Raw genomic sequence first — 14,228 nt, 5'->3', positions numbered from 1 at the left:
TTTGGGCGCATCGCGCCGCGTTGTTCGTGCGTCATGCCATCTGCAGGCGGACGACTCCCACCATCGCCATCAACTTCTTGCGCGCCATCCACAGGTTCGACAGCGCGAAGAGGGTGACCACGTGGGCCGTGTTCTTCGCCAACCCCCGGAACCTGACCTTCACCAGCCCGAACTGCCACTTGATGACCCGAAACGGGTGCTCGACCTTTGCGCGCACGCTGGCCTTGCGGTACTCCTGCTTCCTGAGCCTCTGCTTCGCACGCCCCTCGGGCAGCTTGGCCATGTCGCTGGGCCGGCCGGCGATGTGCCAGTGCCGATCATCTCGGGTCACTCGGCGCTGCGCGCCCCGGTAGCCCGAGTCGGCCCACACGTCTTGTTCCTTGCCATGCAGCAGATCGCCGATCTGTTCGACGTCGGACTCGTTGGCCGCCGTGGTGGTGACCGTGTGAACCAGACCACTGTCGGCATCCACCGCGATGTGCGCCTTCATGCCGAAGTGCCACTGCTTGCCCTTGCGGGTCTGGTGCATCTCGGGGTCGCGCCCACCCTCGGCGTTCTTGGTCGAACTCGGCGCGGCGATGATCGTGGCGTCCACGATGCTGCCGCGCTTGAGCAGCAGGCCTTTGCGGGCCAGGTGCGCGTTGACCGTCTTGAGGATGTCCTCGGCCAGGTCGTTGGCCTCCAGCAGGTGGCGGAAGTTTAGGATCGTCGTCTCGTCAGGGATCGCCGCCAGATCCAGCTCGGCAAACGTGCGCAGCGAGGCGATCTCGTACAGCGCCTCTTCCATCGCCGGATCGCTCAGCGCGAACCAGTTCTGCATCAGGTGCACTCGCAGCATCGCCTCCAGCGGATACGGCCTGCGGCCCCGACCCGCCACCGGGTAGTGCGGCTCGATCACCTTGAGCAGCGCCTTCCACGGCACCACCACTTCCATCTCGCCGAGGAAGACTTCGCGCCGCGTCTTCTTCCTCTTGCCCGCTTGCTCCGCGTCCGAGAAACTGATCTGGCTCATCGATGTGGCTCCGCTGCGTGACCCTGTGCCTCATGCAAGAAACATGCACTTGTTCAGACCTTCCTTAGCCGCATCACCTCATTATTTTTGCCTCTCTTGAATTCCGAGTGGGTAATCTTGGGCCTTGGTGGGCATAGAAGCGGGGGGCAGTGATGACGGCCAAGCTGTTTGAGGTGGCGCTGGGGATTGCCCAGCCCTGGGTGGTGGACACGGTGGAGTTCGACGAAGCGGCCAAGGTGCTGACGGTGCTGATCGACTTCAAGCCGGGCACGCGCTTCACGATCTCCGGACACGAAGGTGCGCACCCGGTGCACGACACCGTGACCAAGACCTATCGGCACCTGAACTTCTTCCAGCACGAATGCCACCTGCAGGTGCGCACGCCTCGTGTCAAGCTGCCCAACGGCTCGGTGCGCCTGGTCGAGCCGGACTTTGCCGGGCGCCTGTCGGGCTTCACGCGTAACCGTCCGGCCAACCCACCTTGAATTGCCGCAGCCGGCCCTGGATGCTTGTGTCCACGAACAAATGCGTGGACACATGGACACTTCCCAACCCGATCCCGGTGTGGCGCGGCCACCCAAGCGGAGCTGGCGGCGGCACTGCGATGAGTTCAAGTCGCATGTCATCGCGATGGCCCGCCAAGGCCATGGCTCGGTCGCCGCAGTGGCGCTTGCCAACGGCCTGAACGCGAACATGCTGCGACGCTGGGTGCGCGAGTCGGAGATGGCCGACGATGCATCCGCGGCGACGCGCACCCAGGCCGCCATGAGCCCACCCGCATTCGTGCCGGTGACGCTGGCCGACTTCGGTGATCGAACACCTGCCGCGCCCGAGCCGAGCGCTGCCCCCTCGGCATCCGAACGCGTCACGGTGGAGATCCGCCGCGGCACCACCAGTGTCAGCGCCAGCCTGCCGATGGACGCGCGCAGCGCCGCCTGGCTGCGCGACGTACTGGCTTGAGACGCGCATGATCAAGGTCGATGCTGTGTGGCTGGCCGTACAGCCCCTGGACATGCGCCTGGGCACCGAGGCCGCACTCGCCCGCGTGGTCGGCGTCTTCGGCGCTGCGCACCCGAACCATGCCTACCTCTTCGCCAATCGGCGCGCCAACCGCATGAAGGTGCTGGTGCACGACGGCATCGGCGTGTGGCTGGCCGCTCGCAGGCTCAACGCCGGCAAGTTCGTCTGGCCCGCCGACGCCAGCGCCACGCTGCAGCTGACGCGGCCGCAGTTCGATGCCCTGGTGCTGGGCCTGCCCTGGCAGCGGCTGGGCGATGCGGGGATCATCCGTGTGATCTGAACCACCCTTGCAATTGCCGGATGTGCCGATGCGCAGGGCGCTTCGGCGCGGCAGGATCACGTCCATGATCAGCGCCGAGCAACTGGACACCCTGCAGCCGCAGATGCGCCAGGCCGTGCAGTCGCTGCTGGCGCAGATCCAGCAGCGCGACGCCGAGATCGCCTTCAAGCAGGCGTTCATCGACAAGCTCACGCACGAGATGGCCGTGCTCAAGCGGATGAAGTTCGCCGCCACCAGCGAACGCTTCGCTGCCAGCCTGGCACCCGAGCAAAGGAGTCTGCTGGAGGAGACGCTGGACGCCGACCTGGCCGAACTCGAACGGGAGATCGAACGCGAGCAGGGCCAGGCCGACGACAAGGCCAAGGACAAGACCGAGAAGAAGACGCCCAAGCGCACCCCGTTGCCAGCGCATCTGCCGCGCCGCGACGTGCTGCACGAGCCGGTGGACACCACCTGCAATTGCGGGCAGCCCCTGCAGCGCTTCGGCGAGGACGTGGCCGAGCGGCTGGACTACCAGCCCGGCGTGTTCAGCGTCGAGCGCCATGTGCGTGGCAAGTGGGCATGCCGCTGCTGCGAGCGGATTGTTCAGGCGCCGGTGCCGGCACACGTCATCGACAAGGGCATCCCGAGCGCCGGCCTGCTGGCGCACCTGCTGGTTGCCAAGTTCCTGGATCACCTGCCGCTGTACCGCCAGGAAGCCATCTTCGAGCGCGCCGGCCACCTGATCGCCCGCTCGACGCTGGCGCAGTGGGTCGGCGAGTGCGGGGCGCAATTGCAGCCGCTGGTCAACGCGCTGGCCGACGAGTTGCGCCGCCATGCGGTGCTGCACGCCGACGAGACGCCGGTGGCCATGCTCAAGCCCAAGCACCTGAGCGACGGCAAGACGCACAAGGCCTACATCTGGTCGTACTGCACCACGAGCTTGAACGCGACGAAGGCCGTGGTCTTCCAGTTCACCGAGGGCCGCAGCGGCGAGAACGTTCAGCAGTTCCTCAAGCTCGACACCCCGCGAGCCTGGCAGGGAACGCTGGTTACCGACGGCTTTGGCGGCTACACCGCCACGACGACCAAGGGCGTGACATCGGCGCAATGCATGGCGCACGCGCGCAGGAAATTCAACGACCTGTGGGCCAACCACGCCAGCGCGGTCGGCCACCAAGCGCTGCGCTACTTCCAGGTGCTGTTCAGGATCGAGCGCGAGATCGAGGAACTGCCTGGCGATGAGCGAAGGAAGATACGGCAGCGCAAGTCACGTCGGGTGCTAGCGGTCTTGCATCGCTGGTTGCTCAGACAGCGGCAGTTGGTGCCGCCGGGCTCGGCCACGATGAAGGCCATCGACTACAGCTTCAAGCGCTGGACGCAACTCACGCGCTTCGTGCAGGACGGCGATGTGCCGATCTCCAACAACTGGGTGGAGAACCAGATCCGGCCCATCGCCATCGGCCGCTCGAATTGGCTGTTCGCCGGCAGCCTGCGCGCAGGCCAGCGGGCGGCGGCCATCATGAGCCTGCTGCACTCGGCGCGCATCAACGGGCATGAGCCCTACGCCTACATCAAGAACGTGTTGGAGCGCCTGCCCACGCACCCGGCCAGCCGCATTGATGAGTTGCTGCCGCATCGCTGGAAGCTTGCGGCAGCCCCGTAGCAGCGCGCCAGATCAAAGGAATGCAAATCCGTCCAGGTGAGTTGGCCGGACGGATACCTTCACGCTGCTGTTCGAGGCGCTGATCCTGATGCTGGCGCAGCAGATGCCGTTTGCCGCCGTGGCGCGCATCGTGGGCGAGTCGGCCCACCGGGTGATGGCCGTGTGCGAGCGCTACGTTGAGATCGCCCTGGGCCTGGCCGACTTCAGCCAGGTCACGGCTCTGGCCATCGACGAGACCTCGCGTGCCCGAGGCCACGACTACGCCACTTTGGCTGCCGACGCCGCCGCACGCCGGGTGCTGTTCGTCACCGAGGGCCGTGACGCCAAGACGCTCCAAGCGCTGGCAGCGGACCTTGCTGCGCACGGCTGCCCGGCCGAGCAGATCACCTCGGTGAGCATCGACATGTCACCCGCCTTCATCAAGGGCTGCACTGAGTTCCTGCCCAACGCCCGCATCACCTTCGACAAGTTCCACGTTGTCTGGCATGCCAGTGCGGCGGTGGACAAGATGCGCCGCATCGAGCAGCGCAGCGACAAGTCGCTCAAGGGTCTGCGCTGGTCGCTGCTGAAGGATCGCAGCCGCCTCAGGCCCGAGGCCGCCGCCGATCTGGACGCCTTGATCGCCAGAATGACCACGGTGCGCACGGCCCGCGCCTGGGTCTACAAGGAGCAGCTGCGAGAGATCCTCGAGCGCAAGCAGATCAACGTCGTGCGCACCATGCTCCAGCACTGGTGCACTTGCGTCATGCACTCCAAGGTTGAACCGATGAAGGAGGTGGCCGCGCTCGTGCGTCGCCACCTGGAGGGCATCGTCGCCTGGGCGCAGACCCGCCAGACCAACGGCTTCTTGGAGGCCATCAACGGCCTGTTCCAGGCCGCCAAGCGCCGCGCCCGTGGCTTCGTGCGCCTGGCCACCATCAGAACCGTCATCTTCCTGATCGCCGGCAAGCTCGACTTCCAGGCCATCAATCCTCATGCCCCGCAACCCACTTGAAATTCAACAGAGCCTTATTTTTCTCAACACGCCGCAATGCGCCAGTTCTTGTGGCGTTTTTCTTTGACTCGCCGCTTCACGAATTCTTTCCTTTTGCTCGATCTTTCTGCCTGAAACGGTCTTTGACCGGCACTGACCTGACACCGATCCTGACGCCTGCGGCACGCCCTTGTGCCGCTTTTCCCATGAGGAATCAGCGCAGGAGAAATCGGAGGCAAGGTCATGCAAGGGACGAACGTACTGTTCGGTCAGATCGCCGTGGTATTCGGCATCGTGATCGCTGGCGTCTGGAGCGCCACGCAATGGACAGCCGCCGCTCTGGGCTATCAGCTACGCCTTGGCTCGCCCTGGTTTGATTTCCTGGGTACGCCGATCTACCACCCGTGGCGGTTGTTCGAGTGGTGGTTCTTCTTCGACGCCTACGCGCCCCGTGTTTTCGACATCGGCGGTGCGTTTGCCGGCGGCAGCGGCCTTGTCGCTGTGCTGGTCGCCATCGGCATGTCGATCTGGCGCTCGCGCCAATCACGCCTCGTCACCACCTACGGCTCGGCCCGCTGGGCCAACGCGGAGGACATTCGCAAGGCGGGCCTCACGCAGCCGGCCGGCGTGTTCCTCGGCCAGCACGACCGCCAGTACCTGCGCCACGAAGGCCCGGAACACGTCCTGACCTTCGCGCCGACGCGCAGCGGCAAGGGTGTCGGCCTGGTGGTGCCAACGCTGCTTTCCTGGCCCGCGTCCGCCGTCGTCCATGACATCAAGGGCGAGAACTGGCAGATCACCGCCGGCTGGCGCTCGCGCTTCTCGCATTGCCTGCTGTTCAACCCCACGGATGCGAAGTCGGCGGCCTACAACCCGCTGCTGGAGGTGCGGCGCGGCGCGCATGAGGTGCGCGACGTGCAGAACATCGCGGACATTCTGGTCGATCCCGAAGGCGCGCTGGAGAAGCGCAACCATTGGGAGAAGACTTCGCACGCGCTGCTGGTGGGCGCCATCCTGCATGTTCTGTATGCGGGCGAAGACAAGACGCTGCGCGGCGTCGCCAACTTCCTCTCCGATCCGGCCAGTCCCTTCGAGCTGACCCTGCACCGGATGATGACCACGCCCCACCTGATGAACGGGAACGGTGGAAGCCCGCATCCGGTGGTGGCCTCTGCGGCGCGCGAAGTGCTCAACAAGAGCGACAACGAGCGCTCGGGCGTGCTGTCCACCGCCATGTCGTTCCTCGGCCTGTACCGAGACCCTACGGTGGCCGAAGTCACGTCGCGCTGCGACTGGCGCATTGCAGACCTCATTTCCGCCGAGCACCCGGTATCGCTGTACCTCGTAGTGCCGCCTTCGGACATTTCGCGCACGAAGCCGCTGATCCGCTTGATCCTCAACCAGATCGGGCGGCGGCTCACCGAATCACTCGACGGCAGCGATGGCATCGAGCGCCGCCACAAGCTGCTGCTGATGCTCGATGAGTTTCCGGCGCTCGGGCGCCTGGACTTCTTCGAGACGGCCTTGGCCTTCATGGCGGGCTACGGCATCCGCAGCTTCCTCATCGCGCAGTCGCTCAACCAGATCGACAAGGCGTATGGGCAGAACCATTCGATCCTCGACAACTGCCATGTGCGCGTGACGTTCGCCACCAACGACGAACGCACGGCCAAGCGCATTTCCGAGACGCTGGGCACCGCGACCGAGCTGCGCGCGCAGCGCAACTACGCGGGCCATCGCCTCGCGCCGTGGCTGGGGCACCTCATGGTGTCGCGGCAGGAAACGGCCCGCCCGCTGCTCACGCCGGGCGAAGTCATGCAGCTACCACCCGACGAAGCCGTGGTGATGGTGTCGAGCGTGGCGCCGATCAGGGCCAAGAAGCTGCGCTACTACGCCGACGCCAACTTCAAGCGGCGCGTTCTGTCGCCGCCTGCGCTCGCCACAGCGTCCAGTCCAGGGCGCTATGCCGATGTTCCTCCGGCACGCGCTGACGACTGGAGTGGCCTGGCGATTCCGCCGACGCCTGCCGCACCGGCCACGGCATCCGCCGATGGCCTGGAGCACCTGGGAACGGCCGACGACGGCGGCCCGCGCCGCCAGCCCGAGCTAACTGAGGCCGTCGCCTACGACCCCGAGCAAGCCGCACCCGCGGCCGACCTCGGGCTGCTCGATGACGACGACGACCTGCCGCTTCCCCTTCCTCGCCAGCTCGATACGGCCATGCAGCGCACGGCCCGGCTGGCATCCCTCGACCCCAACGATGGAATCGAACTATGAGCCCACATCGTTCAAGTTATCGCCTGAATCTCTTTATCCAGCCCGAGCACGCCCAGCGGCTCGACGAACTGGCCGCCAAGAAAGGCGTGTCCAAATCCAGCATCGTCGCTGCCGCCTTGGCGTCCTGGCTGTCGCCCGATGCCGCCGACCAGCGCGAGGCGGCCATCGCCAAGCGGCTGGATCGCCTGTCGCGCCAGGCCGAGCGTATGGAGCGCGACCAGAACATCGCCATCGAAACGCTGGCGCTGTTCATCCGCTACTACCTCACGGTCAGCATGCCGGTTCCCGAGGCGCACCAAGAGGCAGCGCGCGCCCAGGGCAAAGCGCGCTTCGAGCAGTTCGTGGAGCAGCTTGGTCGCCACCTGCTGCGCGGGCGAAGCCTCGTGCGTGACGTAGTGGAAGAACTGCATCCTGATCCGGTACGGATGGAGGACGCGGCGGCAGCCACAGAAGCGCAGGAGCGTGCGTCATGAGCGCAGTTCCCCAATCCATGAGCGCCACGTCGCTCGACCGGCGCATCCAGATGCTGCGCACGGCAATGGGGCCGCTGATCGCCACCGCGCTCGAAGACCCCGACGTGGTGGAAATCATGCTCAACCCGGATCGCACCCTTTGGGTGGATCGCCTGTCCTCGGGCCGCGCGCCGATGGGCGTGGAAATGCCCGAAGCGGATGGCGAGCGAATCATCCGCCTAGTCGCGGCTCACGTCGGCGCGGAGGTGCATCGCGGCCAGCCGCTGCTATCCGCCGAGCTGCCCGAAACCGGCGAACGCTTCGAGGGCATCTTGCCGCCCGCCGCGCCGGGGCCTGCCTTTGCGCTGCGCAAGCGCGCCATCGGCGTGATCCCGCTGGAGCGGTACGTCGTGGACGGAATGATGACCGCCGCCCAGGCGGCCTTTCTCGTTCGCGCGGTGCGCGAGCGCAAGAACATCCTGATCGCCGGGGCCACCAGCAGCGGTAAGACCACGCTCGCCAATGCCTTGCTCGCTGAAATCGCCGCTACCGGCGACCGCGTGCTAGTGCTCGAAGACACGGTGGAGCTGCAATGCGCGGCCCGCGACCACGTTCCGCTGCGCACGCGTTCCGGCGTGGTGTCCATGACCGAGCTGGTGCGCTCATCCATGCGTCTGCGGCCGGATCGCGTCGTCGTCGGCGAGGTGCGCGGCCCCGAGGCGCTGGATCTCATCAAGGTGTGGGGCACCGGCCACCCCGGCGGCATCGCCACGATCCACGCAGGCTCCGCGCTGGGCGCGCTGCTGCGCATGGAGCAACTGATTCTCGAAGTGGCGGTGAACCCGCCCCGTGCGCTGATCGCCGAAGCCGTGGACGTGGTGATCCATATCGCCGGGCGCGGGCGCAAGCGCCGCATCGAGAGCATCGCCCGCGTCGTCGGCTTCGATGGCGTGGGCTACCAACTGGCGGACGCTCTGGCCGCGCCGTTTCCCGAGCTGCCATCGCAGTCCGACCTTTCTTCCCCGTCCCTCAACCACCCTGGAGAACTGCCATGACGCAGATGCACGTTCCTGCTTTCCGTATTTCCGTAAATCCGCCTTCGCGCCTGTCCGGCCTTGCCCGACTGCGCCGCCTGGCTCGCCCTGCACAGCAGGGAATGATGATGGCTGCGGTAATGCTGTTCATGGCCGGGACGGCAAAGGCCGCAGGTTCCTCGATGCCGTGGGAAGGGCCGCTGCAGTCGATCTTGGAGTCGATCCAAGGGCCGGTGGCGCGCATCGTCGCGGTCATCATCATCATCGCCACGGGCCTCGCGCTGGCCTTCGGCGACACGTCGGGCGGCTTCCGCAAACTGATCCAGATCGTGTTCGGCCTGTCCATCGCGTTCGCGGCTTCGAGCTTCTTCCTGTCGTTCTTCAGCTTCTCCGGCGGGGCTGTCGTATGAGCGGCCCGGACAGCTTCGCGGCAGGGTTCGAGGTGCCTTTGCATCGCTCGCTCACCGAGCCGATCTTGCTGGGCGGCGCACCGCGCACCGTGGCGATCGCCAACGGCACGCTGGCCGCCGCTGTCGGGCTGGGCCTGCAACTCTGGATTCCCGGTGCCGTGCTCTGGATCGTCGGCCATGCGCTGGCGGTTTGGGGGGCGCGCGTCGATCCGCAGTTCATGCAGGTCTTCGCGCGGCACGTCAAGCATCGCCCGCTGCTGGACGTGTGAGGTGATGCCATGCTGAACCTCGCCGAATACCGCCAGCGGCCCACGCTGCTCGCCGACTGGCTGCCCTGGGCCGGGCTGGTCGCGCCGGGTGTCGTCTTGAACAAGGACGGCAGTTTCCAGCGCACGGCCCGGTTTCGCGGTCCTGACCTCGACAGCGCCACGCAAGGCGAGCTGATCGCCACGTCGGCGCGCTTGAACAACGCGCTGCGCCGGCTGGGTTCGGGCTGGGCGCTGTTCATCGAGGCCGAGCGCCGCGCCGCCGCCGACTATCCTCACTCCGAGTTTTCCGAGCCGCTTTCGTGGCTGGTGGACGAGGAACGCCGTGCAGCGTTCGAGGAATCCGACAACCACTTCGAGAGCGGCTATCACCTGACGCTGGTGTACCTGCCGCCCGAAGAATCGCGTGCCCGTGCAGCGGGAATGCTGTACGAGAACCGGCCCACCGAGGGCGTGGACTGGCGTGAGCGCCTGACCGCCTTCGTGGCGGAGACGGATCGGGTCTTTGATCTGCTCGATGGCGTGATGCCGGAAATCTCCTGGCTGGACGACAGCCAGACGCTGACGTACCTGCACGCCACGGTATCGACGCGGCGCGATCGGCTGGCGGTGCCCGAAGTGCCGTTCCACATCGACGCGCTACTGACTGATTCGCCGCTGGTCGGCGGCCTGGCGCCCATGCTGGGCGACCGGCACCTGCGCGTGGTGTCGGTGCGGGGCTTTCCGACCTCGACCTGGCCGGGGATTCTGGACGACCTCAACCGCCTGGGATTTGGGTATCGCTGGAGTACGCGCTTTCTGTGCCTCGACAAATCCGAGGCGGAACGGGAATTGGGGCGTCTGCGCCGCCAGTGGTTCGCCAAGCGCAAGAACGTCATCGCGCTGCTGCGCGAAACGATCTTCCAGCAGGAAAGCCCGCTGGTCGATACCGATGCCAGCAACAAGGCCGCCGATGCGGATGCCGCCTTGCAGGAGCTGGGCAGCGATCAAGTCGCCTTCGGCTACCTGACGGCGACCGTCACCGTCATGGACGAGGACGCCGGCGCAGCCGACGAGAAGCTGCGGATGGTGGAGCGCGTCATCCAGGGGCGCGGGTTTGTGACCATCCCCGAAACGCTCAATGCCGTGGATGCGTGGCTGTCCTCGCTTCCCGGCAACGCCTATGCGAATGTCCGGCAGCCGATCATCTCGACCCTCAATCTGGCGCACATGATGCCGGTGTCGGCGGTATGGGCCGGGCCGGAGAAGAACGACCACTTGGACGGCCCGCCGCTGATCGTCACCCGCACCGATGGCGCGACGCCGTTCCGGCTGGTGACGCACATCGGCGACGTGGGCCACACGCTGGTCGCCGGCCCGACGGGCATGGGCAAGTCGGTCTTGCTTGCCACGCTGGCGATGCAGTTCCGCCGCTATCGCGGCTCGCGCATCTTCGCGTTCGATATGGGGCGCTCGATGCGCGCCACTGTTCTCGGGCTGGGCGGCGAGCACTACGACCTGGGCATGGATGGCGAAATCGCCTTCCAGCCGTTGGCACGCATTGACCGCGACGGCTACCGCACCTGGGCGGCCGAATGGATCGAAGGCCGCTTGCTGCACGAAGGCGTGGCCGTCGGCCCGGACGAGAAGGCGGCTATCTGGTCGGCACTCGGCAGCCTCGCTGGTGCGCCGGTGGAGCAGCGCACCATGACCGGCTTGTCAGTGCTGCTGCAATCGAACGCGCTGCGCCAAGCCTTGTCGCCCTATGTGTTGGGCGGCGCACACGGCAAGCTGCTGGACGCCGACCACGACCGGCTGGGCATGGCGGACGTGCAGGGTTTCGAGATGGAGGAGCTGATGCACAGCAAGGCCGCCGTCATGGCCGTGCTGCATTACCTCTTTGCGCGTTTCGATGAACGCTTCGACGGTGCGCCCACGCTGCTGATCCTCGATGAAGCCTGGTTGTTTCTCGATGACCCAGTGTTTGCAGCGCGCATCCGCCAATGGCTCAAGACGCTGCGCAAGAAAAACGTCAGCGTCATCTTCGCCACGCAGTCGCTCGCGGACATCAAGGATTCGAGCATCGCGCCCGCGATCGTCGAAAGCTGCGCGAGCCGCATCTTCCTGCCGAACCCGCAGGCGACCGAGCCGCAGATCAAGACGATCTATCAGGGCTTCGGCCTCAACAACCGCCAGATCGAAATCGTCGCCACGGCAGTTCCGAAGCGCGACTACTACTACCAATCCCGCCTCGGAAACCGCCTGTTCGACCTCGACCTGGGGGCGGCTGCGCTCGCGTTCGTAGGCGCTTCCACGCCGCAAGACCAGCTCGACATAGACCGCGTGCGGCTGGACGCCGGTACCCCCGGTTTCGCCGGCGCCTGGCTGCGCCATCGCGGCCTCGATTGGGCGGCTGACCTGCTGCCCTTGTTCTCCGGCCTCACGCCGGATTTCCTCCGTACCGCCGACTACCCACAGGAGAACCAGCCATGAAAAAGCGACTCATCGCCGCTGCCGTCGCGGCCATGCTTTGCACCGTTTCCACCGTACACGCGCAATGGGTCGTGATCGACCCCACGAACCTCGTGCAGAACACGCTGACCGCGATTCGCACGCTGGAGCAGATCAACAACCAGATCCAGCAGCTCCAGAACGAAGCGCAGATGCTGATGAACCAGGCGCGCAACCTCGCCAGCCTGCCGTCCAGCGTGGTCGGCCAGTTGCGCACCAACCTGGCGACGACCGAGCGGCTGATCGCCCAGGCGAAGGGCTTGGCCTACGACGTGACGAATCTGGATCAGGAGTTCGCGCGCCTGTACCCCGAGCAGTACGCGGCCACCGTCAGTGGCGACCAGATGTACCGCGACACGCAGGAGCGTTGGAAGAACACGCTCAACGGCTTGCAGACCACCATGCAGATGCAGGCGCAGGTGTCGCAGAACCTGGGCGTTGACGAAACCGTGCTGGCCGACCTCGTGGGCAAGAGCCAATCGGCCGAAGGCGCGTTGCAGGCGATGCAGGCCATGAACCAGTTGCTCGCCTTGCAGGCCAAGCAGTCGATCCAGTCGCAGCGGCTCCAGATCACGCAAGACCGAGCCACCGCACTGGAGCTGGCGCGGCAGGCCGCAGCCACCGAGCGCGGGCGCGAAGTGACGCGGCGCTTCCTGGGCAGCGGCACGCCGTACACGCCGCAGCCCGTCAACTTCTACAACCCCTGACGGGTGCGGCCATGAAGAACGCGCCCGTCCTGTTCGCTCTCGCTTCCCTGTTGGCCGGGTGCGGCCGGCCGCCTTCGGTGGACGCGCTGGCCGCCGACCCGTCCCGGCTGCACGCGCTACGCGCGCAATGCCGCGCGGGCGAGCACGGCGGCGCGTTCTGCGCGCAGGTGGCCCGAGCCGACCTGCGCCGCTTTCTCTCCGGCAAGGCCGGCCCCGGCGAGTACCAGACGCTCGCCGACCTGCCGCCGATCCCACCCAGCTTCGATGAACCCGCTGCCGATGACAACGGGCCTGGGCAGGAGAACTCGCCATGAATGACGTAACCATCATCGACCGCTTCCTCGATACGTTCTCGCGCTACATCGACTCGGGGTTTGGCCTGCTGCATGGCGAGGTGGCGTTTCTGACCGCCACGCTGATCGTCATCGACATGACGATCGCCGGGCTGTTCTGGGCGATGAGCCATGCCACCGGCCAGGGCGAAGACGTGATCGCCAAGCTGATCCGCAAGGTGCTCTACGTCGGTGCCTTCGCCTACATCATCGGCAACTTCAACTGGCTGGCCGGCATCGTGTTCCGCTCCTTCGCCGGGCTGGGCCTGACGGCCAGCGGCTCGACCTTGAGCATGGAGAACTTCCTGCATCCGGGAAGGCTGGCCAAGATCGGCATCGACGCCGGAGCGCCGATCCTCGATCAGATCGGCGACATGGCGGGCTTTCCCGAGGTGTTCGTGAACATCACGCCCATCGTCGTAATGTTCCTCGCCTGGCTGATCGTCCTGCTGTGCTTCTTCGTGTTGGCGATCCAGCTTTTCATCACGCTGATCGAGTTCAAATTGACGACGCTCGCGGGCTTCGTGCTGGTGCCGTTCGCCCTTTGGAACAAGACCGCGTTCCTCGCCGAAAAGGTGCTGGGCAACGTGGTGTCGTCGGGCATCAAGGTGCTGGTGCTGGCCGTCATCGTGGGCATCGGCTCGGGCTTGTTCGCCGAGTTTCAGGTGCAACCGGCCGAGCCGTCCATCGACCATTCGGTCGTCGTCATGCTGGCCTCGCTGACCCTGCTGGCGCTGGGCATCTTCGGGCCAGGCATTGCGACCGGGCTGGTATCGGGCGGCCCGCAACTCGGCGCGGGCGCGATGGCCGGCGCCGTGCTGGGCGCGGCCGGCACCGCCGTTGCCGTGGGCGCTGCGGCCACGGGCGTTGGTGGCGCCGTCGCTGCCGGCGCGCGCATGGCCCCGGCTGCCGCCAAGCTGGCCGGTAGCGGCGCGCGTGCCGCCGCCGGGGCCGCCAGCAGCGCGAAGTCCGCGTTTCAGGCTGGTTCCGCTTCTGCTGGCGGCGGCCTCAAGGGCGCAGCCGCCGGCGTGGGCAACGTCGCCAAGACCGGCGCACAGGCGGCCGGGCAGAAGGTGGCGCAAGGCGCGCGCTCGATCCGCGATCGCGCTGCCGCTGCGTTCAGCACCGATGCGCCAGCAGCCGCGTCCCCAGCGAGTGGCGATGCGCCGCCGTCAGCACCGCAGGAGCAACCGGCCTGGGCCAAGCGCCTGCACCGACGCCAACAGCTCACCCATGCCGCGACGACCGCCGCCCACACGCTGCGCGGTGGCGACGGCGGCAGTTCCAGCCAAGGGCCGAGCCTGCGCGATTCCGATTCCTGATCTTCAAG

General features: G+C 66.5%; 13 protein-coding genes and 2 pseudogenes. 14 read left to right on the top strand and 1 reads right to left on the bottom strand.

The genetic code is table 11. The features are described 5' to 3' along the window. Positions 1–31: 31 nt before the first annotated feature. On the bottom strand, positions 32–1,012 hold the full coding sequence (locus ACO2TI_RS12515) for an IS5 family transposase (protein ID WP_024100070.1): 981 nt from the start codon (positions 1,010–1,012) through the stop codon (positions 32–34). A 152-nt stretch (positions 1,013–1,164) separates the two neighbouring features. Here ACO2TI_RS12515 and ACO2TI_RS12510 point away from each other — a divergent pair. The 14 genes and pseudogenes from ACO2TI_RS12510 to trbL form a co-directional block, all read left to right on the top strand. Continuing rightward, a pseudogene (locus ACO2TI_RS12510) lies at positions 1,165–1,470 on the top strand (ISL3 family transposase); the annotation flags it as partial. Between the two features lie 67 nt (positions 1,471–1,537). Next, positions 1,538–1,972, top strand: coding sequence for a transposase (locus tag ACO2TI_RS12505; RefSeq protein ID WP_079280737.1), 435 nt, complete (start codon positions 1,538–1,540; stop codon positions 1,970–1,972). A gap of 7 nt (positions 1,973–1,979) precedes the next feature. Continuing rightward, entirely contained in the window at positions 1,980–2,312 is a 333-nt protein-coding gene (gene tnpB, locus ACO2TI_RS12500) for an IS66 family insertion sequence element accessory protein TnpB (protein ID WP_024100067.1), read from the top strand. A 64-nt stretch (positions 2,313–2,376) separates the two neighbouring features. Beyond that, entirely contained in the window at positions 2,377–3,957 is a 1,581-nt protein-coding gene (gene tnpC / locus ACO2TI_RS12495; RefSeq protein ID WP_024100066.1) for an IS66 family transposase, read from the top strand. A 43-nt stretch (positions 3,958–4,000) separates the two neighbouring features. Next, a pseudogene (locus ACO2TI_RS12490) lies at positions 4,001–4,951 on the top strand (ISL3 family transposase); the annotation flags it as partial. Between the two features lie 222 nt (positions 4,952–5,173). Further along, entirely contained in the window at positions 5,174–7,207 is a 2,034-nt protein-coding gene (locus ACO2TI_RS12485; RefSeq protein ID WP_024100064.1) for a conjugal transfer protein TraG, read from the top strand. Next, positions 7,204–7,680, top strand: a complete 477-nt coding sequence (locus ACO2TI_RS12480; RefSeq protein WP_024100063.1) for a CopG family transcriptional regulator — start codon at positions 7,204–7,206, stop codon at positions 7,678–7,680. Before ACO2TI_RS12485 ends, ACO2TI_RS12480 begins: the two co-directional genes overlap by 4 nt. Next, on the top strand, positions 7,677–8,714 hold the full coding sequence (gene trbB / locus ACO2TI_RS12475; protein WP_024100062.1) for a P-type conjugative transfer ATPase TrbB: 1,038 nt from the start codon (positions 7,677–7,679) through the stop codon (positions 8,712–8,714). The genes ACO2TI_RS12480 and trbB overlap by 4 nt, the downstream gene beginning before the upstream one ends. Beyond that, positions 8,711–9,103, top strand: a complete 393-nt coding sequence (locus ACO2TI_RS12470) for a TrbC/VirB2 family protein (protein ID WP_024100061.1) — start codon at positions 8,711–8,713, stop codon at positions 9,101–9,103. The genes trbB and ACO2TI_RS12470 overlap by 4 nt, the downstream gene beginning before the upstream one ends. Further along, positions 9,100–9,372, top strand: coding sequence for a VirB3 family type IV secretion system protein (locus tag ACO2TI_RS12465; protein ID WP_024100060.1), 273 nt, complete (start codon positions 9,100–9,102; stop codon positions 9,370–9,372). Before ACO2TI_RS12470 ends, ACO2TI_RS12465 begins: the two co-directional genes overlap by 4 nt. 9 nt (positions 9,373–9,381) lie before the next feature. Next, the gene (gene trbE, locus ACO2TI_RS12460) at positions 9,382–11,841 is read left to right on the top strand and encodes a conjugal transfer protein TrbE (RefSeq protein WP_024100059.1); all 2,460 of its coding nucleotides are present in this window, start codon (positions 9,382–9,384) and stop codon (positions 11,839–11,841) included. Beyond that, positions 11,838–12,566 carry a P-type conjugative transfer protein TrbJ gene (trbJ, locus tag ACO2TI_RS12455; protein ID WP_024100058.1) on the top strand — a complete coding sequence of 243 codons (729 nt, stop codon included), beginning with the start codon at positions 11,838–11,840 and terminating at the stop codon, positions 12,564–12,566. Before trbE ends, trbJ begins: the two co-directional genes overlap by 4 nt. Before the next feature lie 11 nt (positions 12,567–12,577). Then, on the top strand, positions 12,578–12,880 hold the full coding sequence (locus ACO2TI_RS12450; RefSeq protein WP_024100057.1) for a hypothetical protein: 303 nt from the start codon (positions 12,578–12,580) through the stop codon (positions 12,878–12,880). Further along, positions 12,877–14,220, top strand: a complete 1,344-nt coding sequence (gene trbL / locus ACO2TI_RS12445) for a P-type conjugative transfer protein TrbL (protein ID WP_024100056.1) — start codon at positions 12,877–12,879, stop codon at positions 14,218–14,220. Before ACO2TI_RS12450 ends, trbL begins: the two co-directional genes overlap by 4 nt. Positions 14,221–14,228: the final 8 nt, after the last annotated feature.

This window comes from Caldimonas sp. KR1-144 (assembly GCF_049446155.1).
GTDB lineage: Bacteria > Pseudomonadota > Gammaproteobacteria > Burkholderiales > Burkholderiaceae_C > Rivibacter.
This window is presented reverse-complemented; position numbering and strand designations above follow the sequence as displayed.

Bases quoted from the DNA above. Each gene is read 5' to 3' on its own strand.
- ACO2TI_RS12450 (WP_024100057.1), top strand. From the start codon at position 12,578: ATGAAGAACGCGCCCGTCCTGTTCGCTCTCGCTTCCCTGTTGGCCGGG.
- ACO2TI_RS12485 (WP_024100064.1), top strand. From the start codon at position 5,174: ATGCAAGGGACGAACGTACTGTTCGGTCAGATCGCCGTGGTATTCGGC.
- trbB (WP_024100062.1), top strand. From the start codon at position 7,677: ATGAGCGCAGTTCCCCAATCCATGAGCGCCACGTCGCTCGACCGGCGC.
- tnpB (WP_024100067.1), top strand. From the start codon at position 1,980: ATGATCAAGGTCGATGCTGTGTGGCTGGCCGTACAGCCCCTGGACATG.
- trbE (WP_024100059.1), top strand. From the start codon at position 9,382: ATGCTGAACCTCGCCGAATACCGCCAGCGGCCCACGCTGCTCGCCGAC.
- ACO2TI_RS12470 (WP_024100061.1), top strand. From the start codon at position 8,711: ATGACGCAGATGCACGTTCCTGCTTTCCGTATTTCCGTAAATCCGCCT.
- trbJ (WP_024100058.1), top strand. From the start codon at position 11,838: ATGAAAAAGCGACTCATCGCCGCTGCCGTCGCGGCCATGCTTTGCACC.
- ACO2TI_RS12480 (WP_024100063.1), top strand. From the start codon at position 7,204: ATGAGCCCACATCGTTCAAGTTATCGCCTGAATCTCTTTATCCAGCCC.
- ACO2TI_RS12515 (WP_024100070.1), bottom strand. From the start codon at position 1,012: ATGAGCCAGATCAGTTTCTCGGACGCGGAGCAAGCGGGCAAGAGGAAG.
- ACO2TI_RS12465 (WP_024100060.1), top strand. From the start codon at position 9,100: ATGAGCGGCCCGGACAGCTTCGCGGCAGGGTTCGAGGTGCCTTTGCAT.
- trbL (WP_024100056.1), top strand. From the start codon at position 12,877: ATGAATGACGTAACCATCATCGACCGCTTCCTCGATACGTTCTCGCGC.
- ACO2TI_RS12505 (WP_079280737.1), top strand. From the start codon at position 1,538: ATGCGTGGACACATGGACACTTCCCAACCCGATCCCGGTGTGGCGCGG.
- tnpC (WP_024100066.1), top strand. From the start codon at position 2,377: ATGATCAGCGCCGAGCAACTGGACACCCTGCAGCCGCAGATGCGCCAG.